The organism is uncultured Thiothrix sp., from assembly GCF_937876535.1.
GTDB lineage: Bacteria > Pseudomonadota > Gammaproteobacteria > Thiotrichales > Thiotrichaceae > Thiolinea.
Genome location: NZ_CALFHZ010000006.1, coordinates 90,181 through 116,017, shown reverse-complemented (window position 1 = coordinate 116,017; position 25,837 = coordinate 90,181). Strand labels below are relative to the sequence as shown.

The following is a 25,837-nucleotide window of genomic DNA, read 5'->3' as shown; positions in this document are numbered from 1 at the left end:
ATTATTGTTATATTCGCGTTATCCGCTGATGGAGCGAGTTGCTCTAGTAGCCCATCCCTGCAGTGTATTTAGCTCTGGGTTAATCCCTCCTGAACTGGCATTCCTCGCACAAAACTGGCTAGTTTTCGCAGTAAACGCCAGCTGCGAGTGGCATAGACACGCGTCAATTCATCGCCTTTGTCTTGTAGCTGTGTTTTAAGCCAATTCACTTCAGCTTGCTGATCCTTGATTGCAGTCTCTAAACCTTTAATCACCTGCTCTTTTTGCTGCAAATTAGCGAAAATATGCCCCCATGTCTGCCAAGAAGCCGCCATCGGCTTGAGTTGGTGCTCCTTAAATAGATCAGGAGAAGCGGAATCATTTTCTGACTTTTGCTTAGGTAGACTAATCGAGATAATAAATTGATAAGCGACCGCATCGGGTTGGTGGAAATACTCTAAAGCCCGTGGAGTAGCCTCCACGCCCACTTGACGCAAATAACGCGCTATCACTGAATCGGGCAAATCGTGCCAAGTATAGTCCACCTCATTAATCACAAAACCACTGCGTTCAATTAAGGACTTTAAAGAGTTCAGCGTGAAAAATTTTAAATGTGTATCGTCGAGAATGCCCGCTTCTTCATAGCGAAAATCGCCCGTCAGTAGTTCTAAACGTACCGAGGTATGCGCAACATTCGGCACTGAAAGCAGGATCACGCTTTCATCCATCATAAAAGGCTTTAAGCGCTCTAATAGCTGCTGCGGATAACGTAAATGCTCTAAGACATCGACTAGGGTAATCACGTCGAATTTCTCAAATTGCAGCGCATCTAAACTATGTGGATCATCTAAATCTTCAGTAAAAACATAGTCACAATAGCGTTGTGCTTGCCACGCAGCTTGTGCATCTTTTTCTACCCCAAAAACATGAGCCTCACATTGCTCCTTCATTAAGCGCGACATTGCTCCGCTTGAGCAGCCTAGCTCTAGCACTTGAGCATAACGCGGAATGAGCTGAACAATTTTATTATGTGAATGATTGTTATCCAGATTAGCTGAGTTTGCTGGAGGATAAGCGGCAACTGTTTGATTCATTTATTGTCTCCGCAATAGAGGAAGTGCTTCCCACAGCCACCATTGCCCAGGTCGCGCCCTGATTCGCGACTCTAATTGCGTGGCCAGCAGGCTCATAAATTCCTCATCATTATAATTATGTGGATCTAGCAGTTGTGAAAATTCAGCAACTACTGCCCCGCTCCCACTATCATGCATATAAAATGGCGCGACTACTGCTTTCGTCTTTTTGGCAATTTTATAAATACCAGCAGGTACACTTATAGTACCGTTGAGAAAAGGAACTGTCACGCTCCCGCGTGGGGTTTCGTTATAAGAAACATCAAATAGTAAAGTAATCAAATGCTTACTGAGTTCTTTATATAAAGGCCTTAAATCTTCACCTTCGACTAAAAAAGGTCCAGCCAAAACCTTTTGCAAACGTTGTAATTTCCACAAACGATAGCGATATTCAGCGGGATGTAGGCCATATTGATTAGTCGTACCGCCATCCCGAGTAATCGTGCCAATTGTTGCTCCAGCCTGACGCATTGCCGGTCCTGCCATCCAAAAGCGGCCAAAATGCCCAGTACTTAATAAGACCTTTTGCCCTGAAGCTCGTGCAGCTTGTACCGCTTCAAAACCAGAAAGCTGAACAATTTCAGGTATCGGGGGCTGATCTAAAAACCAAGTATCCAAGGCTTCTTGCTCAACCATGCGGAAATAGTCGCGCACCCAAGTATCAATTTGCCCAGCACTCGCCTCGGTAAAGATTTGCTGCATCTGTGAGCGAATCAATTCCCGTGTCTGGGCATGCTTTTGGTAAAAGTAATTTGATTGCCAAGCCGCTAAGCGATAAGCAGTACGCCAAGGCAACCGTGCATACAGAGGAAAGGCTTGAGCATAGCGCCAAGAATGCTCGACTGAGCGGGTCAATAACATTAGCTAGCCTCTACTTCCCAGTGATGGGGCATCCAGCTCACGCCAATCCCTTGAGCTTGGGTGGCTTGTTGCACCCGAAAAGAACAACAGCGCTCACGAGCATCATAGATATGCAAGCCGCTGCTATCAATCAGCCAAACTTCTAAACAATATTCACCGGATAACAAGGGCAATTTTTCCAGTACTAAACGCGCTTTAATACTGCCATCGGCTTGGGCTTGTAGCGGCATACGATCATGCAGGGTACTAATACCATAGCATTGAATTGCATCATTGCGTCGAATCACAATCCCAATATGAATATCGGCAAGGGCACAACCAGCACTGTCTGCACTCACCTCCACGACAAAACGCTGCCAAGTATTAAAAATGGGCAATAAACCGGCTGGCTCTTGAGCACCACGCAGACACACTTCCAGTAAACTTGGAAAACCTGTGGTCAAAGCAGGTTTTGAATCATTATTAGGAACTACAGCCTGTGGCTGCTGCCGTGCTCTTACTGAATCTTGATAGGCATCGACTACTTTTTGTGATTCGCCTAACATTTTGATTTTGCCTTGCTCCAACCATAGAGCTTGCTGGCACAACTCACGTACTTGGTACAAATTATGTGAACAGAAGACCAAAGTCGCGCCTTGTTCCAAAGTGGTGCGCATATGATCTAAGGACTTTTTCTGAAAATACTGATCACCCACCGATAAAGCCTCATCCACAATCAGGATTTGAGGCTCGACCACCGCAGCAATGGCAAATACCAGACGCACTGTCATACCACTTGAATAGGTTTTTACTGGTTGGTGAATAAATTCGCCCAATTCAGCAAAAGCTAATACTTTAGGTAACTGTTGTTCGATAGCAGTACTATCCAAGCCACGCAAAGCCAAGCCTAAGCGCGCATTTTCTAAACCGCTATATTCACCATGTAAACCTGTACCCAACTCTAATAAAGCGGAGCGTCGCCCTTGTACCACACAAGCACCTGAACTAGGACTAAGATTACCGGCTAATAAGCGCAGTAGAGTACTTTTGCCAGCACCATTATCCCCAATAATGCCTAAAGATCCGCCTTGCTCTAGTTCGAAACTAATGTTTTGCAAAGCATGAAAGACTTCGTGGCGTGGCCGCCGTGAAAACCATTCGAATAAAGCATCACGCGGTTTTGTATAACGTCGATAATTGACTCCAGCCTGCTGCAAACGAATAGCCGTACTCATAACACATATCTCGCCCGGGGCATCAGGCTTTGAAAGAGTAAGTATGCGACTAGTAAAAAGGTGCTACTGACCAATAACAAAGCTGCTAAACGCTCAAGATCGAACTGCCCTTGTAACAAGGCTAAACGATAAGCTTCAACTAAATGCGCTAAGGGATTCCAGTGATACAGTGGACGCAAATCTTCTGGAATCAGCGCTAAGGGATACAAAATGGGGGAAATAAATAAAAAAACGGTTAAGAGCGCGGGGATTAACTGGCGCAAATCACGCAAAAAGACCCCAAGCACAGCAAAACCATACGCAGCTGCTAAAGAAAACAGCACTCGAACGAGTAAAAAGGGCAGATAGAATAATAAACCTAGTAACTGCAATTGCTGAGTAACACTCAAAGCTAACAGCAATACGCCTAGACTGACTAACTCCAAAGCCACCGAGATAGTAACAGGAATGATCGGTAGTACCCAGCTAGGTAGCGCTGTATTGAGTAGTAAATCGCGGCGCTCGGTAATCACTGTAGTAGAGCGCGTCAGTACCTCAGATAAGGCATTAAATGCTAATAAACCAGTAAACACATAGAAAGCAAAAGAGCTATTTGAAGCTTGTGCATTAAAGCGGACTTGTAAGACTTCGCTAAATACCAAAGTGTAAAGTCCCAACATGAAAAGTGGCTGCAGTAATAGCCATGCAAAACCTAAAACGGTGCCTTGATAACGCTCACTCAAATCACGCCGAAATAGTTGATAAATAAGAGTCCCATGACGCTTAAGCTCGGCCTGCCCCACTTTTTCGCCCTCAAGTTTAATAATTAGTTATTGATAAGCTGGCGCGATCTCCGCTTGGCTAAACGCAGTACGGAATTGATCTAATAACAGTTTGCGTTGCTCTTCTTTATAAGCATCAGTTAATTCGGTCAGAATCTTATCTTTTACTTCTGCATAAGTTTGCTGCATTGCTTCTTGCCGGCCGATGAACTGCAATAAATAAGCCTTACCTTCAAAAATTAAGACTTCACTTAAAGGCCGTTCCGTAGATAAAGCAGCTGCTGCCTCATAAAAAGCCTGCAATTTCTGTCCTTGATGAAACCAGAAACTATCACCTTCAGTGAGCTTTTTATCAGCAGCATCACTCTTGGCTAGCACAGCTGCTTTGAAATCTAGCTTACCTTCAGCTACCTGCTGCTTAATTCCTTCTAATTCTTGACGAACAGCTGTTTCATCACTACCGCTACCCAAATTTTTCTCTAAAACTCGCACTCGTAAGCGTAAAGGTAGTTGGTAATCTGTGGTTTTGCGAGCCTCATAAAGCTCCTTAGCCCGTGGCTCAAAATCAGGTGCTTTATCTAAAGATAATGCCTCTAATAATAAGTGCGATAGTTGACCTTTGCGAAACTCATCAACCTGCTTATCTAAGAGTGCAAGTTGCTCAGGTTTTAATACAGTACTAGCTTGTTTGGCTAATAAGCTTTCGCGAATAAATAATTCTTCCAATAAGGCTTGACGATGTTTGCTATCTAAATTTGTAGCACTCACGCCGCGAGCGGTCAGCGAATCTTCAACTGTCGTTTTAGCAAGGGTTAGCTCTTTAGACTTAAGTACCCAATCATCAGCGGCTTGCGTATTGAGAACTAAAAAGCTTAGCCCAAGGATAAGAAATCTTGATTGGAAGTGCATGATCTTATTTTTCAACTCTAGCCCAATGAAAATGCGAAAAACTGGCCAGATTCAAACCGACCAGTTTTGCATAGTAACCGCCATTTAAAACTAAAACTTAGCTTTTAACGGTTAATTTTATGCGGTAAAGCATCACCGAAGCGTGCACCCGCGTTCGTACTTACGTTACCTTCGATAGCTGCAAAGCCTGCTAAAGGTACACCTTGGTAAATGCTGCTAGCTGCTGTGTAAGGAGTCGCAGTTTTACCATAAGTAGTAGAGCTTACGTAGCCTTTGGAAATATCGTATTTCGGGAAGGAGATGCTCGCCCAACCATGTACAAACGAACCCACTGACAAGGTTTGGCCGGTTTGACTAGAGAACACGGTACGGGAGTCATCATAGGAAGGATCGCTGGTCAGGAAGGTCACAACGTTCACTTCGCGCTTCAGCTCAGCTTCTTCTTTAGTTTTGCCAGGCAATACTGGAGAGAAACCGAAATCAATATCTGCCGTTGCAGTAGCGCTGGTTTCTTCACGGTCATACATACCATCAACTAGGATTGATACATCGGTATCCGCATTATGAATACCGTGTTTCTTCATTGGGAAGGTCAGCACCCAATCGGTATGCCCTTCATAGCCGTTGGTTGGATCAACGAAGTACTCGTTCATCACATTAGAAGCTAACAATACGTGAGAAATTGGATAAGGATTGGTACCACACTGTGGTGTCAGATCATCTTTGTCGTTTAAACAAGTATCCGGTACTGAACCCCAAGTCGTGGTTACCAACTCATTTTCACCGTTCACATCTTTTACAGTAATGGTACTGGTACTAACATCGCCAGAGGCCAAAGAAGGTAATAAGAAGTTATTAGGATCATCAGACAAATAATGTTGGGCGACGGTGCTGTAGTTATCAATCGCTACTGGATCGACTGCATAAGCCACACCTTGAGGAACGTTCAAGACAGCCGAGGAGCCAAATAGCCCACCCGTTGGTGCGCTTAGACCAGTTGCTTTCGCGCCCGCACCTTGTTGGAATACCCCATTTTTCCAAGCGTCTTTGACTGCATTACAGTTTACTGGGGTGCCATCTTTGTGCAAGACACCTGCCTGAACTGTTTTATCTTCAACGACACCCATTTCAATGACTTCAACATAACCTTCACGGGTGTCTGCTGCATCTACACCGGTATAAATTTGATGACCCGTGAAAGGAATAGTGACTTCACATTTATTATCTTTACAAGAAGCTAATTGTGGCAAAGTACAAGTACGATCAGTCGTACTAATCGAGCCAATCAGATTCTTGTCTTTATCCTCAACACCACGCACGCTGCCTGTCCATACGTCTTGTGGAGACATATAAATATTGAAGTCGAGGACGTCATTACTACGATCACCTTCACGGAAACGAATCTTGACCGCTTTTGTTTTATCCGTAGAGTTCACTAAGTTAATGTTGGTGACATATCCTTCGTGAGCATTAAAATAAGGGAAAATTAAAACTTGACCAGTGCCATCTGGATTTAAATGAACCGCCTGAGCGCTAGTTACAATGCCTAATGCACCTGCTAAACCAGCGAAGATTCCAAGGGCGAGCTTCTTCTTCTTAAACACTTTCGTGCCTCCCGAGATTTTTTTATATTTGTTACGGAGTACCTTACTACGCGCAGGTTTAAAGCTAATTAGGCTGAGAAACCTGAGAATAACCTATAAATAATTCTAATTTATTCAATCATTTTTTTACATACCGCCAGTCTGAAAAACTCCCCTCTTTTGTCCAAGTTTCGTGAATTACATCGCTGGTTTCCACTGGTTTAGGTAAACCGCGCATCTTCATGGCGACTGTGACTTCTACTTCAGCATTGCATTTATCACCTGAAGTCTCACAGCTCACTTTTTGCACCTGCGCCTTGCTCCACAATCCTACGCCTTGGACACTATTACGAAAGTGTTCATAAGGCACGGTCTGCTTAAAGGCATCCGTGTAATATTGATATGCTTGCTGCAAATCACCCGCTAGTAATGCATTCCAACGTTGTTGAGCAGCCTGTTTTACGGTAGTTTCGCCGGAAACACACGCTGTCAACATCCAGCATAGGGGTAGTACAATTACCCAGTCAAATCTACTCGACATACTCACCTCTTAATTGTTGGATAAAGGTATTGTTATCCATTAAACGCTTCATTCTTTCGCGCATTTCGTCGCCAGTTTGCACTAAAGCCTCCTGATCTTTAATCGCAGTGGGCGTAATCAGAACTAGTAATTCAGTACGCTTACCACTCTTCGAACTACCACTAAAGGCACTGCCAATCACTGGCAAATTCTTTAGAACAGGTACACCGCTATTTCCTTCAGTATGGTTGTCACGAATCAGACCACCTAACACTATCGTTTCCCCACTTTGTACCGCGATATTGCTTTTAATATTGCGTTTGAGGAAAGTACGTTGGCCAGTTGCAGAATCAATTTCACCCACATCGGTAATATCCTGCTGTACATCCATTTTGACTAAACCGTTCGAATTCACATGTGGCGTTACATTAAGCGCTACACCGGTATCTTTATATTGAATGGATTGAATACTACTTACTGTTCCATCTGTGGAAACTGAACCTGTCTTAATGGGCTGCTGATCACCCACCCGAATTTCAGCGGTTTGATTATCCAAAACTAAAACGGACGGTGAAGAAATAACTTTCACCTTAGATTCTTTGGCTAAAGCATGAACAAAACCTTTAATGCCATTCGAGCCACCCGCTAAAGTAAAGGAGAAACCACTCGGTGTTGCATTTGCCCCAAACTTACCGACACCTAACTCACCAAAAGTATTGCCATTTTGCGTCAAATACCATTGTAAGCCATTCGACATTTCATCACTTAAAGTCACTTCCATAATCGATGCTTCGACCTGAACCTGCATCGGCATAATATCGATCCGCTTTAAGGCTTCTTGAATCTGCTTATACATCGCTTCGCTCGATAAGATCATCAGCGAGTTATTCGTCTTATCAGCAACGATTTTCACATCCGCATCGGGATCAATACTGACACCACTATTACCACTACCCAGCATAGTTTTTAAAGCCGCGTTCGTTGGAGAACCTGCCGAATCGCCGCTAGCGCCCACCGTCGCTGACTCTAAGCCGGGCGCTAAACTTGAAGGTGCAGAAGATGAGCCTAGCTTTTTGCTGCCACCACTTTTCCCTGAAAAAATCTGTGTGAGCATTTCTGCCAAATGCTCGGCATTACCATTTTGGACGTGATAAACAAAAAGTTGCTGACCATCGACTGGGCCAGTTTGATCAAAGCGGTCAACCCAGCTTTTCATTTCTTTTAAATAATCAGGGCTAGCAGAAATAATCATCAGGCTATTCATGTGCTCAATCGGCATGATTTTCACCATACCTGCCATTGGGCTATTGCCACTTTCACCAAAGAGAGCATCCAAGTTTTTGGCAACGACTTGGGCTTCGACGTTTTTAATCCGATAAATCCCAACGGACATGCCTTGCAGTACATCGACGTCAAATGTTCTAACGGTTGCCATCAAGTTCTGTAACTCAGAACTCGTACCAGCTAGAACCAATAAATTACGATTAGTATCAACGCGCACAAAAGCATCAGGGCTAGCAATAGGCTCTAAAATCTTTTGCATTTCTGCCACGGGAATATACCGCAAGGGTACAACTTGAATATTATAACCAGGCTTAATTTTTCCGGTTGAAGGCATAAAGCCCCGCCCTTTTAAATTTGCCCGTGCAGCGATCCGATAATCACCATTATCATCTTTATACAGCACTGCACCTTGAGTTTGCAGGAGCGATTCTAAAGTTGGAATTAAACTTTCACGTGGAATCGGCTCACTAGAGTTAATCGTGACTTCACCCTCAACCCCCGGCTCCACAATGTAAGTCTGCTTTAAAATATCACCTAGGACGACACTGACCACCTCACGAATACTTGCACGCTCAAAGTTGAGTGCCACACCCTCACCTTTCCCAGCACGACCTGAAGCATTACTAGGGCGCTCGACATCAGTTCGATAATACTGATGATTACCTAGTACCAACTCCATATCATTGGCATTACTATTAGCTTTAGAAATGACAGTTGAATTAGAAGCATCTAGCATTGCACTACTGCTAGAACCTGATCCGGCGAAACTCTCAACGCTATTTGATCTTCTCGATTTCTTAGCAGGTTTAAGAATCGGATGTTCAAGGTTCAAACTTTTTCCATCTAACTCTTTGACGGCTGCGCTGCGCTGAAAAGGATTATTATCGACATTATTACGAAAGCCGGGACCGTCTTTGATTGAAACACATGCCGACAGCAGTACAGAAATACTGGCCAGCCCTACTAATGCAGTCCTGTTAATCACAAACAAACCCCATTTTTTATTATTATTATTTAGCTAATATCAGTTTATCTTTTCGATTTAGTCAATGTAACCACAGCTCGTCGGATTTAACGATTCGCTGCGGCTGGTGCAGCTACTCCCTGACTCGCTTGCTGCCCACCTGCACCATCCGCTGCATTATTCGCTCCCCAGCGTGAAGCCATCAAACGTTGCCGTGCCTCTAATGCCTCTTTCAAAGACATTACGGGTGGCGGATTTGCTGCAGCCGTTTGCTGAGCCTGCTCAGCTGCTACAGGTTCTAAGTTAGGCGGAATCGCTAAATTTTCAGGCGACTTAGCAGCCTGTTGTGCTTGCTGTTGACGAGCTGCCGCCATTTGCTGTTTTTGCTCTTCTTTTTTCCGCAACTGTGCTAATTGTTGATTCTCCGCTGGCGGAGCAAAATCTGCGATTAATTTCAGCTCTTGTTTTTGCTCACCCGAGGCTAAACTTATCTTTTTTGTATCAATTGACTCTAAAGTCCAGCCTTCCCACTGCTCCCCAATATGTAAAGATAAATTTTTTTCTTCTGTACGGATCAGTGCATATTTATTTGCACCCACATTCACAATCCCCACTAGACGCCCAGTCGGTGGTTGTGCTGGTGGGGGCGGTGGTACTTCGGGTGCAGCAGTTGGTGTTGGAGTCGGTGCAGCTACCTCTACCACAGGTACAGCTCGACTTGGCCAGAATAAAGGTGCTTGTACCATCTGGCTATAGGTCACTACTGCAGGCTCGGTAAGCATCAAGGACTCCGGAATTTGTACATTGACACGTGCTGAATGTCCTTGATCCTCATCCAATAAACGCAATTGCAATAAATTCCAAACGGCTAAACCTAAGCAGGCTGAACTTCCTAACCAAAGAATGAGTTGTATGGGCGGACTGAATAAACGTTTCATGCTTTCGAGCCTCCGCGCCAATAAGTGGAAATTTTCACCGTCACACGCACTAACTGCTCTTTAGGATCAGTACCTTCCAAAGGCTTTACTTCCACACCATCCACAAAAATTAGGGGACGCGATGCGTAAGCTGCATGCAAGACTTCGCGCAGCAACTCGGTTTTACCTTGAAACACGACTTGTACAGTCACTCGCTGATATTCGCTAGTTTGTTGCTCTTCAGAAGTTGCTTGCTGTTGAATTTCATCAACCACTTCAGAGCTGAATAAGGTACCACTTTGACGCGCTACCACGGCCGCAACTTGATTTTGTAATTCCTTACCTACTTGTGCAGCGGTCATGCCTTGAGGATAAAACAGCTTATCAATCCCCTGCTGTCTAATGCGTTCATATTCTGCATTTAATTCTGGGGCGGCCATGGCAACTTGGCGCATTTTTTCTAAACGTTTGTAGCCACTTTCGATTTGTTCACTTAAGTCTTGAGACTTAAGCCAAGCGGGAATCACTCCAAAAAAGATAACTGCAAGCAACACTAGCAAGATTAAGAGCCAAGCAATCAGCGGCTGACTGCGAGCTGGAATCACCATTTCACTCATGAGTGGCCTCCACAGTTGCTTGTAGATGGAATTTATCTTTACCTGTATTCGGATTACGCGTCACGGGTGATTTGAAACTGACTGCCTCGAAATAAGGCGAAATTTCTAAAGTATCAATCAGGCTTAGCGCTTGTTCTGACTCGCCACGAATTTGTACTTGATTACCACTAATCTCTAAACGCTCCACCCAAGTATGTGGAGGAATCTCAGTCGATAAGTGCTCTACCACGTCCAACATCACTGGTGCGGTTTTACGCTTCTCACCGATAAAAGTGAGCGCTTCTTCCGCTGCTAATAATTTGTCACGTACTTCAATTTGTGCTGAGGCTTTTTGCTGCAAACTTGCAATGGCTTCATTAATCTGGCCTAAGCGCCGATCTTTATACCAAATAGGAGCTACTAAGCTAGCAATCAAAGCCATGATAAATAAATAGAACGGTATCAAGGAAGCGGGCGCTGGTGGCGCAGCGCTACTAGTCAAGCCTTTAGTTAATTGGGTCGGGCTAGCCATCGCCGAAATCACTTGAATATCAGGCACACCTAAACCACGTAATTTCGTTAAATACTGCTCAATATGTGTTTTGGGAGAGACATAAATATCAGCTACTACTAACTTATTTGCCTTATCGTGCTTAGCGACTTTGGCATCAAAATAAGCATTATCAAGAGTGAAGGGCGTAATTCGATCTAGCTGATAGCCAACCACTTGCTTAATATTATCCTGCACCCCTTCTGGGAAGGTATGTTGTAAATGCAGGGCTTGCCTTTCATCTAATTCGAGCTTTAATTGATAATTGCGACTACGGGCGGCTTTTTTGGCAATCCTGAGAAAATCAAAGGTATCATCTAAAGCAAACTCGCCACACTCACGGCGTTTGCCATCCTGTTGCCAGCTTAAAGCCAAGCGCTCATGCGCCATATAAAGAGCTAGACTGGGTTGACTAGCACGGAATAAGCCACGAAATGTGCTGGGTAAACCTCGATAGAGATTATCGCCCCACCAGCCTATAAACTGCTTAAGCTTGTCGATGATCATTTTAATAATTATTATTTATAAGCCCTGTATTGTTTTTGATACTACAAAAATTCTACGCCCTTGTCGATGACTGGCAGATGATTAGTCAATTCAGGCTTAGCAGTTTACAAAGATTAGCGAGTGGAGTACGATTCTGCCCCTACTGGAGAGGTGTCCGAGTGGTTGAAGGAGCACGCCTGGAAAGTGTGTATAGGTTAATAGCTTATCGCGGGTTCGAATCCCGCTCTCTCCGCCAAATTCAACACCCGAAAGACCCCGCTTGTGCGGGGTTTTTTGTTTATGAATGAGTGAATTTCCCTATAGAAAAACCGCTCATCGTCGAGTTAAACTGTATATTAGTTATAGATTGGTATTGAAACGCGCTCTTTCACTTTTAAGCCCATGAATAATAGATTATGACCGACACGCCGCGAAAAACCTTAACTCTCAAACGCAAGCCTGCGCCTGAAACGATCAGTACTGAAACCAACTCTAGCTCAAGCACCCATCATCAACCAGAATCTTCTCCACGTGAGACTCGCCTACTAGGCAAGCGCATTATTATTCGCCGCGAAGAAGCCAAACCCTCACGACCTAACTCGAATAACAAAGGTAAAGGGCAAGCTGGAAAAAACAAGCCACCATTTAATAAAAACAAAGAGGCTAAACTGAATAAACCCGAGGAACCCTCACCTTCTGAAATTCAAGCCAAAGCTATGGATCGTTTCTTAGCCGATCGTTTTGAAGTTTGGCTGACTTACAAACCCTTAGCTTTGGGTGTGGAAATGGATTTGTATAATTTAATGGATCAGAACCAGCCACCCGCTTCTAAACGGGTAGTTCAACGCTTATTACGCATGCATTGTAATCATGGTAAATATTTACAAGCCGTACTAGATAATCAGCAACGCTATAACTTAGCGGGTGAAGCTTTAGGTGAGATTAGTGAGGCTGAACGCGAACATGCGACCCGCACGTTAAAAGAACAAGACGAGAAAAAAGCACGCCAATAATTTAGCTATTGGTGCTTTTAAAAGGAAGTTTGAATAACAACTTTTGCAAACGCAAAAAACAAAAAAGGCTGCATTTTAAAATGCAGCCTTTTGAATAAGTGGCTCCCCGAACTGGGCTCGAACCAGTGACCTAATGATTAACAGTCATGTGCTCTACCAACTGAGCTATCGGGGAACGGCCGAGGTGCGTATTCTTACAAAGAAGGGGGTGAAACGTCAAGCACTTTTTTTGCTGCTTGTTTAAACAAATCTAAATCCGCTTCCGGGCGATGCATATGTTCACTCAAATGCCGCCGCCACTGCCTTGCGCCCGGTAGACCTTGAAACAAACCTAAAATATGCCGACCAATATGACTGACTCGCCCCCCTTGGGCTTGCTGTTGTTCGATATACACCAATAGCTGTTCTAAAACAGCATAGCGATCTAACGGGGTGACTGTATTCCCATAAATGGCCTGATCCACTTCAGCTAGAATCCAAGGATTCTGATAAGCCTCACGTCCAACCATCACACCGTCAACGTGTTGTAGATGTGTCTGGCAGACTTCAATGGAGGTAATCCCACCATTAATAAGAATTTCTAACTGCGGAAACTCTTGTTTGAGTTGATAAACTAACTCATAGCGCAAGGGCGGAATTTCACGATTTTCTTTCGGGCTTAAGCCTTTTAGCCAAGCTTTACGTGCGTGAATAATAAAAGTCTTACAACCTGCCTCAGCAACGGTACTAACAAAATGCTGTAAACCTGCATAATCCTCTTGATCATCAATGCCAATACGATTTTTAACTGTTACCGGAATAGATACTTTAGCTTGCATGGCAGCAACACAATCGGCGATTAGCTGCGGCTCAGCCATTAAACAAGCGCCAAATGCACCTTTCTGCACACGTTCACTCGGGCAACCAACATTTATATTCACTTCGTCATAGCCAAAATCAGCGGCCATCACAGAGCATTGCGCCATCTCATTCGGCTCACTGCCACCCAGCTGTAAAGCCAGTGGATGCTCTTGTGAATTAAAACTTAAATAGCGCTCCGTTTGTCCATGTAAGAGCGCACCAGTAGTTACCATTTCTGTATACAAAACAGCACGTTTTGTTAGTAAGCGGTGGAAATAGCGGCAATGTTTGTCAGTCCAATCTAACATCGGTGCCACAGTAAATCGGCGGTTCAGGCTAGTCACGTTATCTTTGTCAATAATAAAAAAATAAGGGAGCGTTATTTATGTGGGACTTAGCAATTAATTTTATTATAGGGCTAGTAGTCATTGGCATTCCAAGCTATGTATTTTATCGGGTTGGGATTGATGCAGGCATTGAGCGTGGTGTGCGTCGCCAATTGCTGCGTGAATTGACTTTAAGCGGTATTGTAGAAATGGCGGAACCTAAACCTCATCACCGTCAACCACACTCTGCGGCCTAAATCATTCAGGCTGACAGCGGGGGCAATACCAAGTGGAACGTTGCCCCTGTCGAATTTGCTGAATCAAGCTACCACAAGCATGACAAACTTGATTAGTCCGCCCATACACTTGCAACTCAATTTGAAAATAACCCGTTTGGCCATCCTCACGCACAAAGTCTCTTAAAGTCGTACCGCCTTGTTCAATGGCTCGTTTCAGCACTGCCTTAATTGCCAACACTAATTTTCGAAGTTCGTTTAAACTCACTCGTCCTGCCGCACGACGTGGATTAATTCCAGACATAAACAAAGCTTCATTCGCATAGATATTGCCAACTCCGACCACCATATGCGAATTCATAATGAACTCTTTAATACTCACTTGTCGTCCCTTAGCACTCTCTAGCAAGTACTCCGCAGTAAATTCATCAGTGAGCGGCTCTACACCTAAATGAGCGAGTAAAGGATGCAATTCACCACAACCTGCCCACAGCACTGCACCAAACCGGCGTGGATCACGTAGGCGCAAAGCTCGATTATTAGCGAGGATTAAATCGACGTGATCATGCTTTTCAGGGGCTAAATCAGCAGCACATATCCGCAAGCTACCCGACATGCCTAAATGCATCAAGGCAGTACCGTGAATCGTCTCTAATAACAAATACTTACCACGACGCTGCACAGCATCAATGGTCACACCGCTTAATTGCTCTAATTCTGGAGAAACCGGCCAACGCAATTTCGGCTGGCGCACAACAAAGTGCTTAATCCGTTGACCTAACAAATGTGGCTCTATGCCACGGCGTGTGGTTTCAACCTCAGGTAATTCTGGCATCGATGACTGGATTCTAAGCTTTAAAATCAATTCTAGTTTCGGTCACACCGGCTGCTGCTTGTTCAAGCTGCTTCAAGCGTTTTTCACAAGGTTTCTTACAGCCACATTGCTTACCATCTTCACCGAGTAAATTGGCTAAGCCACCACAGCTGCCTTTAATCGTTTCTCGATTGAAAAACCAAGTAATTGATAAAGCAGCGAAGGCTAAAAGAAATACTGCAAAGGTTATCGCAAAGACCATCATAGCTAGCCTCCAAAGTCGTCAAACATAATATTTTCTGGTTCAACGCCTAGATTAATCAGCATTTTAGTTACAGAGGAATTCATCATGGGTGGCCCACAGAGATAATACTCACAATCTTCGGGCGCTGGATGATCTTTCAAGTAGTTTTCGTATAAAACATTGTGAATAAAGCCGGTATAACCTGTCCAATTATCCTCTGGCAAGGGGTCAGACAAGCCCATAAACCAGGTAAAATTCGGATTTTCAGCCGCTAACTGGTCAAATTCTTCCACATAAAATGCTTCACGCAAACTTCGTGCACCATACCAAAAGGTCATCTTGCGCCTACTTTTCAGGCGACGCAGTTGATCATAAATATGTGAGCGCATCGGTGCCATGCCTGCACCTCCACCGATGAAGACCATTTCTTTATTCGTTTCACGCGCAAAGAATTCACCGAAAGGCCCTGATACTATAACCTGATCACCCGGCTTCAAATTGAAAATATATGAAGACATTTTCCCAGCAGGTACATTTTTCCCTGGTGGTGGTGAGGCAATCCGCACATTGAGCATAATGATCTCGTCTTCTTCAGGATAATTCGCCATCGAATAAGCCCGCATCACTGGCTCAGTCACTTGCGAATTAATTTCCCAAAGCTTGAATTTATCCCAATCACCTCGATATTCTGCTGGTATATCAAACTCTGCATAACTCAAGCTATAAGGCGGGCATTCAATTTGGATATAGCCGCCTGCCCTAAAAGCAAGTTTTTCACCAGCCGGTAGTTCTAAAACCAGCTCTTTGATAAAAGTGGCACGGTTTTCATTAGAGCGAACGGTACAAACCCATTTTTTTACCCCAAACACCTCATCGGGGACTTCAATCTTCATATTTTGCTTAACGGCGACTTGGCAAGCTAAACGCTCACAAGCAGCAGCTTCACGCCGATTGATATGGCCTTCTTCTGTCGGCAATAGAGTACCACCACCTTCTAATACTTTTACCCGACATTGTCCACAAGTACCACCGCCCCCACAAGCCGAGGAGACAAATAAGCCTTTATCCGCTAAAACACCCAATAATTTTCCGCCCGGATTGACGACTAAATCTTTCTCACCATTCACTAAGATATGTACATCCCCTTGGGGAACTAAGCGTTGGCGCGCCATTAAGATCGCATAGACCAAGCCGATGATCATAATGATAAACAGAGCAACACCTAATAAGATCGTTGTCATGCTTAGCTCCTACAACTGAATGCCAGAGAAGGACATAAAGCCAAGTGACATCAGGCCAACGGTGATAAAAATAATACCCAGACCTTGTAAACCTTGTGGCACATCACTGTATTTCAAACGCTCACGCACGCCGGCAAGGATAATAATCGCCAACATCCAGCTAAAACCGCTACCAAAGCCATACACTACACTTTCTGTAAACGTGTAATCGCGCTCCACCATAAATAAAGTGCCACCCAAAATTGCACAATTTACAGTAATCAAGGGTAGAAAAATTCCCAAAGCTTGATGTAAAGCAGGCGCAAATTTATCCATCGCCATTTCAAGCACCTGCACAATAGCGGCAATGACGGCGATATATGAGATCAAGCCAAGGAAACGTAAGTCCACACCTTGAATGAGTACATTTTCCTTCAAAAAGACGTTCAGAATGAGATTGTTTACTGGCATGGTGATAGCTTGCACAATGACCACCGCAATACCTAAACCAATCGCTGTTTCAATCTTTTTTGAGATGGCAATAAAAGTGCACATCCCCAAAAAGAAGGTGAGTGCCATATTTTCAATGAAGACTGATTTAACAAATAAACTCAGTAAACCTTCCATGATTAGTGGTACTCCCCTTTAGCGGGTTCGTGAATTTTAAATTCCGCCACCTCAAGCTGCTCTGGCTTTTTAGTACGCACGACCCAAATTAAAATCCCAATCAGAAAAAAAGCACTGGGCGGCAAGAGCAAGAGACCATTTGGCACGTACCAACCGCCATCTTTTAGGAGCGGAATAATTTGCACCCCGAATAAAGAACCCGCGCCCAATAGCTCACGCACAAAGGCAACTGACATCAGAATCAAGCTATAACCCAAACCATTCCCAATGCCATCAAGGAAACTAATCCCAGGAGGGTTTTGCATGGCAAAGGCTTCTGCGCGTCCCATAACAATACAGTTGGTGATAATCAAACCAACGAACACAGATAAGCGTTTAGAGGTATCAAAGGCATAAGCCCGCAAGAGCTGATCCACCACAATGACTAAAGACGCAATAATCGTCATTTGCACAATAATGCGAATACTGCTTGGGGTGTGATTGCGCACTGTACTAATAAACATATTTGAGAAAGCGGTCACTAAAGTCAGACTGAGTGACATTAAGAGTGCGGTATTCATCGAGCTAGTCACTGCTAGCGCCGAACAAATGCCTAAAATCTGTAAAGTAATCGGATTATTGTCAAATAAAGGTCCTAGCAGAACCTTACGAGTTTCGGTATTCATGCTCCACCTCCTTGACGTATTTTTTGTAGATAGGGGCCAAAACCATCAGCACCTAACCAAAAATGGACTGCATTATTCACCCCATTACTGGTGAGAGTAGCCCCTGACAAAGCATCAATCTCATACACTGCACGTGGATCGCTATCAGCCACAGGGCTTTTTGTCACTCGAAGCGCAATATTACCTTGCTCATCAAAGATCTTTTTACCAACCCATTGTACTTTCCAATTAGGATTATCGACCTCACCACCTAAACCGGGTGTTTCGGCATGCTCATAAAAACCCAAACCCACTACAGTATTGGCATCACCTTGTAAGGCTAAAAAACCATGCAGTGTCGACCATAAACCATAACCTGAAATCGGTAGAATGACCTTCTGAAGTTTGCCTTGCTGATCTTTAATTAGATAAACCGTAGCGTATTTAGCACGGCGTTTGATTGAGGCAATATCTTGCTCTTTAGTCAAAACCACATTCTGCTTAGGATCGACTGCAGCTGCACGGGCATCGAAAGTTTTAGGATCAATCCCCTCCACATAATCGCCAGTTTGTAGATCAACCACTTTTGCTTCAACTTGTTTGAAGGCTTCACTCACCGAAACGCCATTTTGAGCAAGACCCGCAATAGCAACAATATTGCGCTGCTTATCAAACTGTTTATTTTTATCTTGTACTGGTTTGAGCATCACAGCAGCTGTTGATACAGCAATTGAGCAGATTAAACACAAAACAAAAGCAACAATATAAGTCTTCTTCCGACTGTCATTGGGCAAAGCTAACACATCACTAATGACACTCATGCCTTTACCTCCCCTGTTGCTGCTTTTTGCCGTTTGAGGCGGCGTTGGATATTCACTTTCATCACCACATAATCCATCAGTGGGGCAATCATATTGGCAAACAGAATGGCTAACATCATGCCTTCGGGGAAAGCGGGATTAACGACCCGAATCAGAATCACCATAAAGCCAATCAACACCCCAAACCACCAGCGCCCTGCATTGGTATGCGCAGCAGTAACAGGATCAGTTGCCATAAACATCATACCGAAAGCAAAACCACCTAAGACTAAATGCCACCACCAAGGCATGGCGAACATGGGATTCGTCTCACTGCCAATCGTATTCAGGAGAATAGTCGTCATAATCATCCCAAACATCACACCAGAGACAATGCGCCAACTGGCAATGCCGGTATATAGTAGGAAAGCACCACCAATAAAAATCGCTAAGGCAGAAGTTTCACCTAAAGAACCGGGTTCTAAACCAATAAAGGCATCCCACCAAGTCAAGCCACTTGCATAAATCCCTGCCATGCCACTGGCTGCACCTGTGGCTAAAGCAGTTGCTCCCGAATAACCATCCACAGCGACCCAAACGGTATCACCTGACATATACGCAGGATAAGCAAAAAACAGGAAGGCGCGCCCAGCGAGGGCTGGATTAATAAAGTTTTTCCCTGTACCACCAAAGACTTCCTTACCAATCACAATCCCAAACAAGATACCTAAAGCTACCATCCATAACGGTGTTCCGGGCGGAAGTGTTAGCGTGTAAAGAATGGAAGTTACAAAAAAGCCTTCATTTACTTCATGGCCACGTACCATGGCAAAGATCACTTCAGCAATCCCACCGACAATAAAGGTGGTCATATAAATCGGTACGAAGTACAACAGGCCGTGAAAGAAATTATCCACAAAGCTATTGGGATCAAAACCAAATAAGCTTTGAATCGAGCCACGCCAGCCAGCAGCCTGTTCTAAGCCTAGCGACTGTAGGGCTAAATTTGCCTGCAAACCTGTGTTATAACAGGCCATAAACATCACAGGGAAAGTCGCTAACCACACATAACCCATCACGCGCTTTAAATCTAAAGCATCACGCACATGCGGTGAGCTAGTCGTTCGATTCGGTGGGCTGTATAACAGTGTGTCCACCATCTCATACAAACTGAAATATTTTGCGTACTTGCCTCCCGGCAGAAAATCGGGTTCACGTTGATCTAACCACTTACGTAAAGTTTTTATCATCGCCTATTCCCCTCTTTCCAACATGCGTAAGCAATTGCGTAAGGCAGAGCCATATTCGTATTTGCTATGACAAACAAAAGTACACAGCGCCAAATCCTCTTCATCCAATTCCAAAGCGCCCAATTGTTGAGCCATTACCGTATCGCGAATCAATAAAGACCGCAGTAATTGAGTGGCTAGAATATCGAGTGGCATCACCTGTTCATAATTACCTAAAGGCACCATCGCCCGATGGCTACCGTTTTGGGTACTCGTCATGGAAAATTTGAGCTTATCTAAACCTGGTTTTAGGAAGACACGCATCATGGAATATTGCGCTAACCACGGATTCAGCCAGTGCAAAAACACGCGCTCTTGTTCTTCAGAAATTACCGAAACTTGTAAGTCATAACGCCCTAAATAAGCGCCCGTATCTTTTGCAGTATGCCCACCCAGTACCGATCCAGAGATGACGCGGTAACGACCAGGTTTTAACTCATCACTGACAAGACTATCGGTATTTGCGCCCAAGCGAGTGCGAATTAGCCGTGGCTGCTTAACTGCAGGCCCTGCTAGCGCAATCACCCGCTCCACAAATAACTTACCAGTTGTAAATAACTTACCAATGGCAATCACATCTTGATAGTTCAGATGCCAAACTGATCGATGTTCGCTAGCAGGCTCAAGGAAATGAATATGCGTACCGGGTAAACCAGCAGGGTGCACCCCCGAAAAGGCTTTATACAAGACATTAGAGTTAGGTACTTTCGGTGGCTCAACGCCCGTTGCATGACAGACATAAATAATCGGTGCTAATCGTGCTAATACGGTCAAGCCGTGTTGAAAAGCTTCAGCATATTCAGCTATTACAACTGTAGGATCAGCCGCTAATGGGCGAGTGTCCATTGCGGTCACAAAAATAGCTGTGGCTTTAGCATCAGCCGCTGGGATATGGCTATATGGGCGGGTACGGAAACTCACCCATTGTCCTGAATCCTGCAGTTTTTGACGAATAGTCGTTTCATCTAACTGAGCTAGTTCTTCTGGACGATGAGCACCAAAATCAATGAACTCTTCCTCAGCTGCAGCTTGCAGAACTACTGAAATCAACACACGCTTTTCGCCACGGTTGATGGTTTTAACCGTCCCTGCACAAGGGGCTGTAAAATAAATTCCCTCGTGCTTACGATGTGAAAATAGCATTTGCCCTACTTTGACAAAATCGCCTTCCTTCACTTGTAAAGCGGGTTTCAACTCATGGAAATCACGCCCTAAGACGGCAAGCGTAGTCGGTTTAGGATGATCATAGATTTTTTGCTCTGGTTTCCCAGCAATAGGTATATCTAGACCTTTAGTGATTTTCATGTGGACTACCTTATTATTGCAGCTGTGGTAACTCAGCTAGTACAACCGAGTAGGACTGGCCAAATCAATGCATCGTGTCAAAAGTGCAAGCTTTTGCTTGGAAAACACAGTAACTAGCTCAATATACCCATCACTGTTGTTAAACTGGGTATGGTGCAGATTCTCCCCGAATCTTACGGATTATTAATAGCAGTTACAATCCAAGCCTTAGCACTGCAGGGCTATTTAGGCGCAGGCTCTAAACCTGTTTTCGCTGGAAATAATTGCGCAGCCTCTGAAATAGGGAGGACATAAGCCAACTGTTTAGCAAGATCAGCTAAGACGATCTCATCCTTTAAATTCACAATCGTTAATTTTCTGGTTTCAGTTGCACCCTTCAAAACCAGGCTTTGCATTTCGGGAGTCAGCTTTTGTGGATCAAACGCCTCAACACGGATCGCTTCCGCATTTTTCCAATTACTTACTAGTTGTGGTAACGCAGCAAAACTTTCAGGTAGTTGCACTGCAGTTAAATTAAAAGACTCAGGCACTAATTTAAGAGCCACAAAGTTAGCCCAATTTTCTTGCAGTAGGCTATAAACGGCTTCATTGACTAACTGGATTTTCCCCGCATTGAGAATATAGCGATTATTGGAAACAGGATTAGTATTACCCAAGACCAACTTATATCCATTAATACTGACAGTCAGCTCAGCTGGCTCTAAGCCATAAGCTGCTAAATCCTTGCCTGCGCTGTCATAGCTAGACTCAACCTTTTCATCAAGCAAGGTAAATAGCTGCCGCACTTTGACCGGATTCGCTGCAATTTTCTGCGGTTGTAATACTTGCCATTGCTCACCCGTGCGTTTGAGTTCTAGCTTAGTCTCGAAACCCGCTTGTTTACGCTCCACTACCACCGAATTCACTTCTGCCAAACTCAGTGGTAATAGACGTGTACTTTGTGCTATCTGCTCTTTTTGCTGTAGTTGCCACCAAACTAAACCCGCTAAGCCTGCCACTAACCATAGCAGCAGGATATTTACAGCCAAACGGCGCATCGACACGCTAGTCATCCTTAGCGCCTCCGTCGTCTAAACCAAATCAAGGAACCTAAAGCAATTAAGCTCAAAGGCAGTACGATTAGGAAAAAACTAGCTAACACAAAACTAGCTGTTTCGCCCATTGCAAAGTTGGTATCAGGTGCATTATTTACCTGAATATTCAGCAAGTTATCATCAGCGCTCAGCCAGTTAAAAATATTAGTCGCCAGATCCAAATTGATCCCTTGTCCAATAAAACTATTGATTAAGAAATCACTGTCGCCAATCACTACTACCCGTTGTTGACGCTCTTTCTGCAGATTCGTTGCTGCCGTAGTAGTTGCCGTGCCTTCAGGCTGCTCTAATAAACGTGTCAAGGTGAAGCCAATCGAAATCGGCCCTAAGACATCCCCTTTTTCTTCCTCATAAGTGACTGCACCATCAACTTTACCTGTTTCTAACCAGCTATTCGGCAAAGTGGTTAATAGCTCTTGTGCATCCCAAACCAGAGCATTTTTATCCTCAACTGGATTACGCTCAACCATCGTCGCAAAGGGAAATAAGCTCTGTGAACCCGTAAATTTTTCTGCAATCGGGGAGCGCCCATAATCTACCACTGGCACCATAGCAGGGTGAGTGACCCCAAGGACGGCATGTAGCTGCTCATTCGCATCTAAAACAGTGCCCTCACTAATTTTTAAACCTAATAGATCGGCTAAAGGTTTTAAGCCATGTAAACCGCCTGGATCTTGTAGCCAGAGTAAATTACCACCTTGCTCAACATATTTTTTAATCACCTCCACTTCGCCCGGCAACAAGTCCTTTTGTGGCGAAGCAATTACTAAAAAGCGGGCATTTTGTGGAATCGATTGAGTGCGGACGATATTATGTGGTTGCACCTTAAAACCACTACGCTCTAAAGTACTTAAGAATTGCGTCAGTCCATTAGAATTATCGGATAAGGGATTACGCTCTTCATGCCCCTCCAAAAACACTACTAGACGCTCAGCCCCACGACTCATGCGCTGAATCGCATTGGCAATGACTGGCTCGGTCGTTTGCTCCACGACCTCACTGCGCTCACCCAAATGAATCGCCATTTGCCCCGCATACTGAATCCCATCTTGCTTAGCACGTACTGGATCTAAGTCAGGATTCACAAACTCTAATTTAATCTCCGGCTTAACCCGTTGATATTTAGCCACCAATTTACGCAGTTGCTCCTGTAAAGCAGCATCTTCTGGGACATAAGCTACAAACTTTAAAGGCTGGTCATTTTTCTCCAAGAGCGCACGAGTAGCTGCTGTCAGGCTATTTCGACTTCCATACGTCCAATCCGATTGAAAGTGGAATTCACGACTCAAAAACCCTAACAAACCAATAACTGCAAAAAACAGTAAATAAAAAATCCCATTTTGTACACCAATCGAGCGGTGCATCCCTTTAGTCATTTTCATGTCAATTATCGCTGCAAGCGCTCGTTGTCTAATTTACGAATCGTCAAAAGCAAAAAGCTGGCTATAAACAAGAGGTAATATACTAAGTCACTGCTATCAAATAGCCCCTCTAAAAAGGACAAAAAATGTCCAAAGTGTGATAAATAAATAAACAACTGGCTGCCCGAACCTTGGGAATTACCAGAGATATACAAAACCATCAAAAACAGTAGCAAGCCAAAGGTACTCACGGCAGCAATAATCGGCTGACGAGTTAAAGCAGAGAGAAACAAACCTGCAGCGGCAAAGGAAGCTAAGAGTAGAAACAAACCTAAAATCGCTGCCGCCAACTTACCCCAATCTAAATCAGTGCCTAAAGAAAGCGAGGCTGGCATCAAGCTAAGCATGGCAATCATGGTAATAATCAGCAGCAACAAACCTAGATATTTGCCTAAAACAATTTGGCTAATCGAGATAGGTGCAGTTGTAAGCAAGGGCAAAGTCTGATTCATGCGCTCTTCGGCAAATAAACGCATGGTTAAGATCGGCATGACCGCCAGCATAATCACACCTGCCCACAAATACAGAGCTGACACCACTAAATCACTCAAGCCCGGCGCATTCTCGCGCCCTGCCATTGCAGGTTGGATTTGAGTAACATATTCATTTAGCCCCAATAAAAACACCCAAGCCAAAATAAACTGTACAACCGCTAAAATGCTCCAAGCCAGAGGCGAGTTGAACATGCGGCGAAACTCAGTAGTCGCAATAGTCCAAATCATCTTCATGCAGGGTTCTCCGATTCAGAGTCCGCCAAGGCGGGGTCTTCTTGGTAGACTAATTCAAAGAAAATCTTCTCCAAAGAATCTACCCCTGCTAGTGAATCATTAAAGACGGTGCGCCCTCGATTCAAAATCTGCACACGATCACAAACGGCTTGCACCTCAGGTAAAATATGTGTAGACAGAATCACACTGTGCTCCTGACCTAACTCACGAATTAGCTTGCGAATTTCACGAATTTGTAGCGGATCTAGTCCCACCGTAGGCTCATCTAAGATCACCACAGCTGGATTGTGCAAGATCGCTTGGGCAATACCCACGCGCTGCTTATAGCCTTTCGAGAGGTTAGCAATAAGGCGGCTCTGGACTTCAGTTAAGCTACAGCGCTCACAGGCTAAACCGATGGCCTGAGTACGCTCAGCACCACGCATACCATGTAGTTTTGCACAATAATCCAAGTATTCATTTACTGTGAGATCACGATAAACGGGTGGTTGCTCAGGCAAATAACCCAGATGCCGTTTTGCGCTGCGCGGCTCGTCTAGAAGATCAATCCCATTAATTTGAATTGAACCCGTAGTGGGCGCGAGATTACCCGTGAGCATTTGCATAGTGGTCGATTTGCCAGCGCCATTTGGCCCGAGTAATCCAAGCACTTCACCTTTTTGTAGGTGTAAATTTAGACTATCCACGGCACAGTGCTCACTGTAATAACGCGATAGCCCTTCTGCTGCGAGCAAAATGGTTGAGTCCATTTAGCTTGTCACTCCTGTTCGATCACCGATGTTAAACAATACTTACTAAAGTTATAGGTCTAATACTAAGCACAGATTTATGGTTGCCCTTTGTAACTTAATTACAAAAAAAAGCAATTGACTAAGCTGTTTTATCGACCTAACCTAAAAACAATTAATCTCCCGGTAAGCTTTGAATATGTCTCTCACTAGCGCCCCTAAGCGTCAATGGTATCTTTTGACAAGTAAACCCTTTAAAGATGAACTAGCAGAAGTTGAATTAGGCAAGCAAGGCTACGAAGTCTATCGCCCCTTAGCGCAACGTCTACGCAAACAACGTGGCAAGATGATTACAAAAACTGAATCATTATTTCCGCGCTATTTATTTATCGCTTTAAATGAGCTGACTGATAACTGGGCACCCATCCGTTCTACCAAGGGTGTGCACCAATTTGTACGCTTTGGTGTACAGCCAGCCTTAGTGCCTCACGAATTGATTTTTAATTTAAAAAACCAAGAGTTAGCTTTAGGTGAACGCGCCATTGATTTAGATCGATTTCACCAAGGTGATCTGGTCACTTTGACAGAAGGACCATTTCAGGGGCTGAATGGCATTTTCATGAACTATGACGGTGAAGAGCGAGCGATTATCCTGTTGGAAATCCTCCACAAACAGACTAAATTGGCTATCTCTCCAGCAAAACTCCTAACAGCCTGACTAAGCTTCTGTTGTTAAATAGCTACAAAAGTT

General features: G+C 44.3%; 27 protein-coding genes and 2 tRNA genes. 4 read left to right on the top strand and 25 right to left on the bottom strand.

Annotated features, from left to right (window positions below):
• Positions 1-68: 68 nt before the first annotated feature.
• The 11 genes from Q0230_RS02895 to Q0230_RS02845 form a co-directional block, all read right to left on the bottom strand.
• Positions 69-1,073, bottom strand: a complete 1,005-nt coding sequence (locus Q0230_RS02895; protein ID WP_298607977.1) for a class I SAM-dependent methyltransferase — start codon at positions 1,071-1,073, stop codon at positions 69-71.
• On the bottom strand, positions 1,074-1,973 hold the full coding sequence (locus Q0230_RS02890) for a lipid A biosynthesis acyltransferase (protein WP_298607975.1): 900 nt from the start codon (positions 1,971-1,973) through the stop codon (positions 1,074-1,076). It abuts the gene before it with no gap.
• The gene (locus Q0230_RS02885) at positions 1,973-3,187 is read right to left on the bottom strand and encodes an ABC transporter ATP-binding protein (RefSeq protein ID WP_298607973.1); all 1,215 of its coding nucleotides are present in this window, start codon (positions 3,185-3,187) and stop codon (positions 1,973-1,975) included. Before Q0230_RS02885 ends, Q0230_RS02890 begins: the two co-directional genes overlap by 1 nt.
• Entirely contained in the window at positions 3,184-3,969 is a 786-nt protein-coding gene (locus Q0230_RS02880; protein ID WP_298607971.1) for an ABC transporter permease, read from the bottom strand. The genes Q0230_RS02885 and Q0230_RS02880 overlap by 4 nt, the downstream gene beginning before the upstream one ends.
• A gap of 27 nt (positions 3,970-3,996) precedes the next feature.
• On the bottom strand, positions 3,997-4,857 hold the full coding sequence (locus Q0230_RS02875) for a peptidylprolyl isomerase (RefSeq protein ID WP_298607969.1): 861 nt from the start codon (positions 4,855-4,857) through the stop codon (positions 3,997-3,999).
• 104 nt (positions 4,858-4,961) lie between these two features.
• Positions 4,962-6,461: a hypothetical protein gene (locus tag Q0230_RS02870; protein WP_298607967.1), complete on the bottom strand. Its 1,500-nt coding sequence runs from the start codon at positions 6,459-6,461 to the stop codon at positions 4,962-4,964.
• Between the two features lie 118 nt (positions 6,462-6,579).
• Positions 6,580-6,981, bottom strand: a complete 402-nt coding sequence (locus Q0230_RS02865) for a hypothetical protein (protein ID WP_298607965.1) — start codon at positions 6,979-6,981, stop codon at positions 6,580-6,582.
• Positions 6,971-9,229, bottom strand: coding sequence for a type II secretion system secretin GspD (gene gspD, locus Q0230_RS02860; protein WP_298607963.1), 2,259 nt, complete (start codon positions 9,227-9,229; stop codon positions 6,971-6,973). Before gspD ends, Q0230_RS02865 begins: the two co-directional genes overlap by 11 nt.
• 86 nt (positions 9,230-9,315) lie before the next feature.
• On the bottom strand, positions 9,316-10,146 hold the full coding sequence (locus Q0230_RS02855; protein ID WP_298607960.1) for a hypothetical protein: 831 nt from the start codon (positions 10,144-10,146) through the stop codon (positions 9,316-9,318).
• A complete protein-coding gene (gene gspM, locus Q0230_RS02850) occupies positions 10,143-10,742 on the bottom strand; it encodes a type II secretion system protein GspM (protein WP_298607958.1) in 600 nt (199 codons plus the stop codon). Before gspM ends, Q0230_RS02855 begins: the two co-directional genes overlap by 4 nt.
• Complete coding sequence (locus Q0230_RS02845; protein WP_298607957.1) at positions 10,735-11,778, bottom strand: PilN domain-containing protein; 1,044 nt, start codon at positions 11,776-11,778, stop codon at positions 10,735-10,737. Before Q0230_RS02845 ends, gspM begins: the two co-directional genes overlap by 8 nt.
• A 144-nt stretch (positions 11,779-11,922) precedes the next feature.
• Between Q0230_RS02845 and Q0230_RS02840 the strand changes: the two genes are divergently transcribed.
• Both Q0230_RS02840 and Q0230_RS02835 read left to right on the top strand, forming a co-directional pair.
• A tRNA-Ser gene (locus Q0230_RS02840) sits at positions 11,923-12,013 on the top strand.
• A 160-nt stretch (positions 12,014-12,173) separates the two neighbouring features.
• Positions 12,174-12,770, top strand: a complete 597-nt coding sequence (locus tag Q0230_RS02835) for a ProQ/FINO family protein (RefSeq protein ID WP_298607953.1) — start codon at positions 12,174-12,176, stop codon at positions 12,768-12,770.
• Between the two features lie 99 nt (positions 12,771-12,869).
• Here the strand turns inward: Q0230_RS02835 and Q0230_RS02830 are convergent.
• Positions 12,870-12,945, bottom strand: a tRNA-Asn gene (locus tag Q0230_RS02830).
• A gap of 19 nt (positions 12,946-12,964) precedes the next feature.
• A complete protein-coding gene (gene dusA, locus Q0230_RS02825) occupies positions 12,965-13,954 on the bottom strand; it encodes a tRNA dihydrouridine(20/20a) synthase DusA (protein ID WP_298607951.1) in 990 nt (329 codons plus the stop codon).
• Between the two features lie 41 nt (positions 13,955-13,995).
• Here dusA and Q0230_RS02820 point away from each other — a divergent pair, with 41 nt between their 5' ends.
• Positions 13,996-14,193 (top strand): hypothetical protein, encoded by a 198-nt coding sequence (locus Q0230_RS02820; RefSeq protein WP_298607949.1) that lies wholly within the window; start codon positions 13,996-13,998, stop codon positions 14,191-14,193.
• Between the two features lies 1 nt (position 14,194).
• Here Q0230_RS02820 and mutM read toward each other — a convergent pair whose 3' ends face one another.
• The 12 genes from mutM to Q0230_RS02760 all read right to left on the bottom strand — a co-directional run bounded on the left by mutM (position 14,195) and on the right by Q0230_RS02760 (position 25,107).
• Positions 14,195-15,007 carry a bifunctional DNA-formamidopyrimidine glycosylase/DNA-(apurinic or apyrimidinic site) lyase gene (gene mutM / locus Q0230_RS02815; protein ID WP_298607946.1) on the bottom strand — a complete coding sequence of 271 codons (813 nt, stop codon included), beginning with the start codon at positions 15,005-15,007 and terminating at the stop codon, positions 14,195-14,197.
• 13 nt (positions 15,008-15,020) lie between these two features.
• The gene (gene nqrM / locus Q0230_RS02810) at positions 15,021-15,251 is read right to left on the bottom strand and encodes a (Na+)-NQR maturation NqrM (RefSeq protein ID WP_298607944.1); all 231 of its coding nucleotides are present in this window, start codon (positions 15,249-15,251) and stop codon (positions 15,021-15,023) included.
• Positions 15,252-15,253: 2 nt separating this feature from the next.
• Positions 15,254-16,471 carry an NADH:ubiquinone reductase (Na(+)-transporting) subunit F gene (gene nqrF / locus Q0230_RS02805; RefSeq protein WP_298607942.1) on the bottom strand — a complete coding sequence of 406 codons (1,218 nt, stop codon included), beginning with the start codon at positions 16,469-16,471 and terminating at the stop codon, positions 15,254-15,256.
• Positions 16,472-16,480: 9 nt separating this feature from the next.
• On the bottom strand, positions 16,481-17,077 hold the full coding sequence (nqrE, locus tag Q0230_RS02800; protein WP_298607940.1) for an NADH:ubiquinone reductase (Na(+)-transporting) subunit E: 597 nt from the start codon (positions 17,075-17,077) through the stop codon (positions 16,481-16,483).
• Between the two features lie 2 nt (positions 17,078-17,079).
• Positions 17,080-17,742, bottom strand: a complete 663-nt coding sequence (locus tag Q0230_RS02795) for an NADH:ubiquinone reductase (Na(+)-transporting) subunit D (protein WP_298607937.1) — start codon at positions 17,740-17,742, stop codon at positions 17,080-17,082.
• Positions 17,739-18,542: a Na(+)-translocating NADH-quinone reductase subunit C gene (locus tag Q0230_RS02790; protein WP_298607935.1), complete on the bottom strand. Its 804-nt coding sequence runs from the start codon at positions 18,540-18,542 to the stop codon at positions 17,739-17,741. The genes Q0230_RS02795 and Q0230_RS02790 overlap by 4 nt, the downstream gene beginning before the upstream one ends.
• On the bottom strand, positions 18,539-19,768 hold the full coding sequence (locus Q0230_RS02785) for an NADH:ubiquinone reductase (Na(+)-transporting) subunit B (RefSeq protein ID WP_298608213.1): 1,230 nt from the start codon (positions 19,766-19,768) through the stop codon (positions 18,539-18,541). Before Q0230_RS02785 ends, Q0230_RS02790 begins: the two co-directional genes overlap by 4 nt.
• A gap of 6 nt (positions 19,769-19,774) precedes the next feature.
• Complete coding sequence (locus Q0230_RS02780) at positions 19,775-21,115, bottom strand: Na(+)-translocating NADH-quinone reductase subunit A (protein ID WP_298607933.1); 1,341 nt, start codon at positions 21,113-21,115, stop codon at positions 19,775-19,777.
• 221 nt (positions 21,116-21,336) lie between these two features.
• Positions 21,337-22,167, bottom strand: a complete 831-nt coding sequence (locus Q0230_RS02775; RefSeq protein WP_298607931.1) for a DUF4340 domain-containing protein — start codon at positions 22,165-22,167, stop codon at positions 21,337-21,339.
• Positions 22,168-22,169: 2 nt separating this feature from the next.
• A complete protein-coding gene (locus Q0230_RS02770) occupies positions 22,170-23,591 on the bottom strand; it encodes a GldG family protein (RefSeq protein ID WP_298607930.1) in 1,422 nt (473 codons plus the stop codon).
• A gap of 5 nt (positions 23,592-23,596) precedes the next feature.
• Positions 23,597-24,358 (bottom strand): ABC transporter permease subunit, encoded by a 762-nt coding sequence (locus Q0230_RS02765; protein WP_298607928.1) that lies wholly within the window; start codon positions 24,356-24,358, stop codon positions 23,597-23,599.
• Positions 24,355-25,107: an ABC transporter ATP-binding protein gene (locus tag Q0230_RS02760; protein WP_298607925.1), complete on the bottom strand. Its 753-nt coding sequence runs from the start codon at positions 25,105-25,107 to the stop codon at positions 24,355-24,357. Before Q0230_RS02760 ends, Q0230_RS02765 begins: the two co-directional genes overlap by 4 nt.
• Positions 25,108-25,285: 178 nt before the next feature.
• On the opposite strand from Q0230_RS02760, the gene rfaH reads away from it, so the two are divergent.
• Positions 25,286-25,804 (top strand): transcription/translation regulatory transformer protein RfaH, encoded by a 519-nt coding sequence (rfaH, locus tag Q0230_RS02755; protein WP_298607923.1) that lies wholly within the window; start codon positions 25,286-25,288, stop codon positions 25,802-25,804.
• Positions 25,805-25,837: the final 33 nt, after the last annotated feature.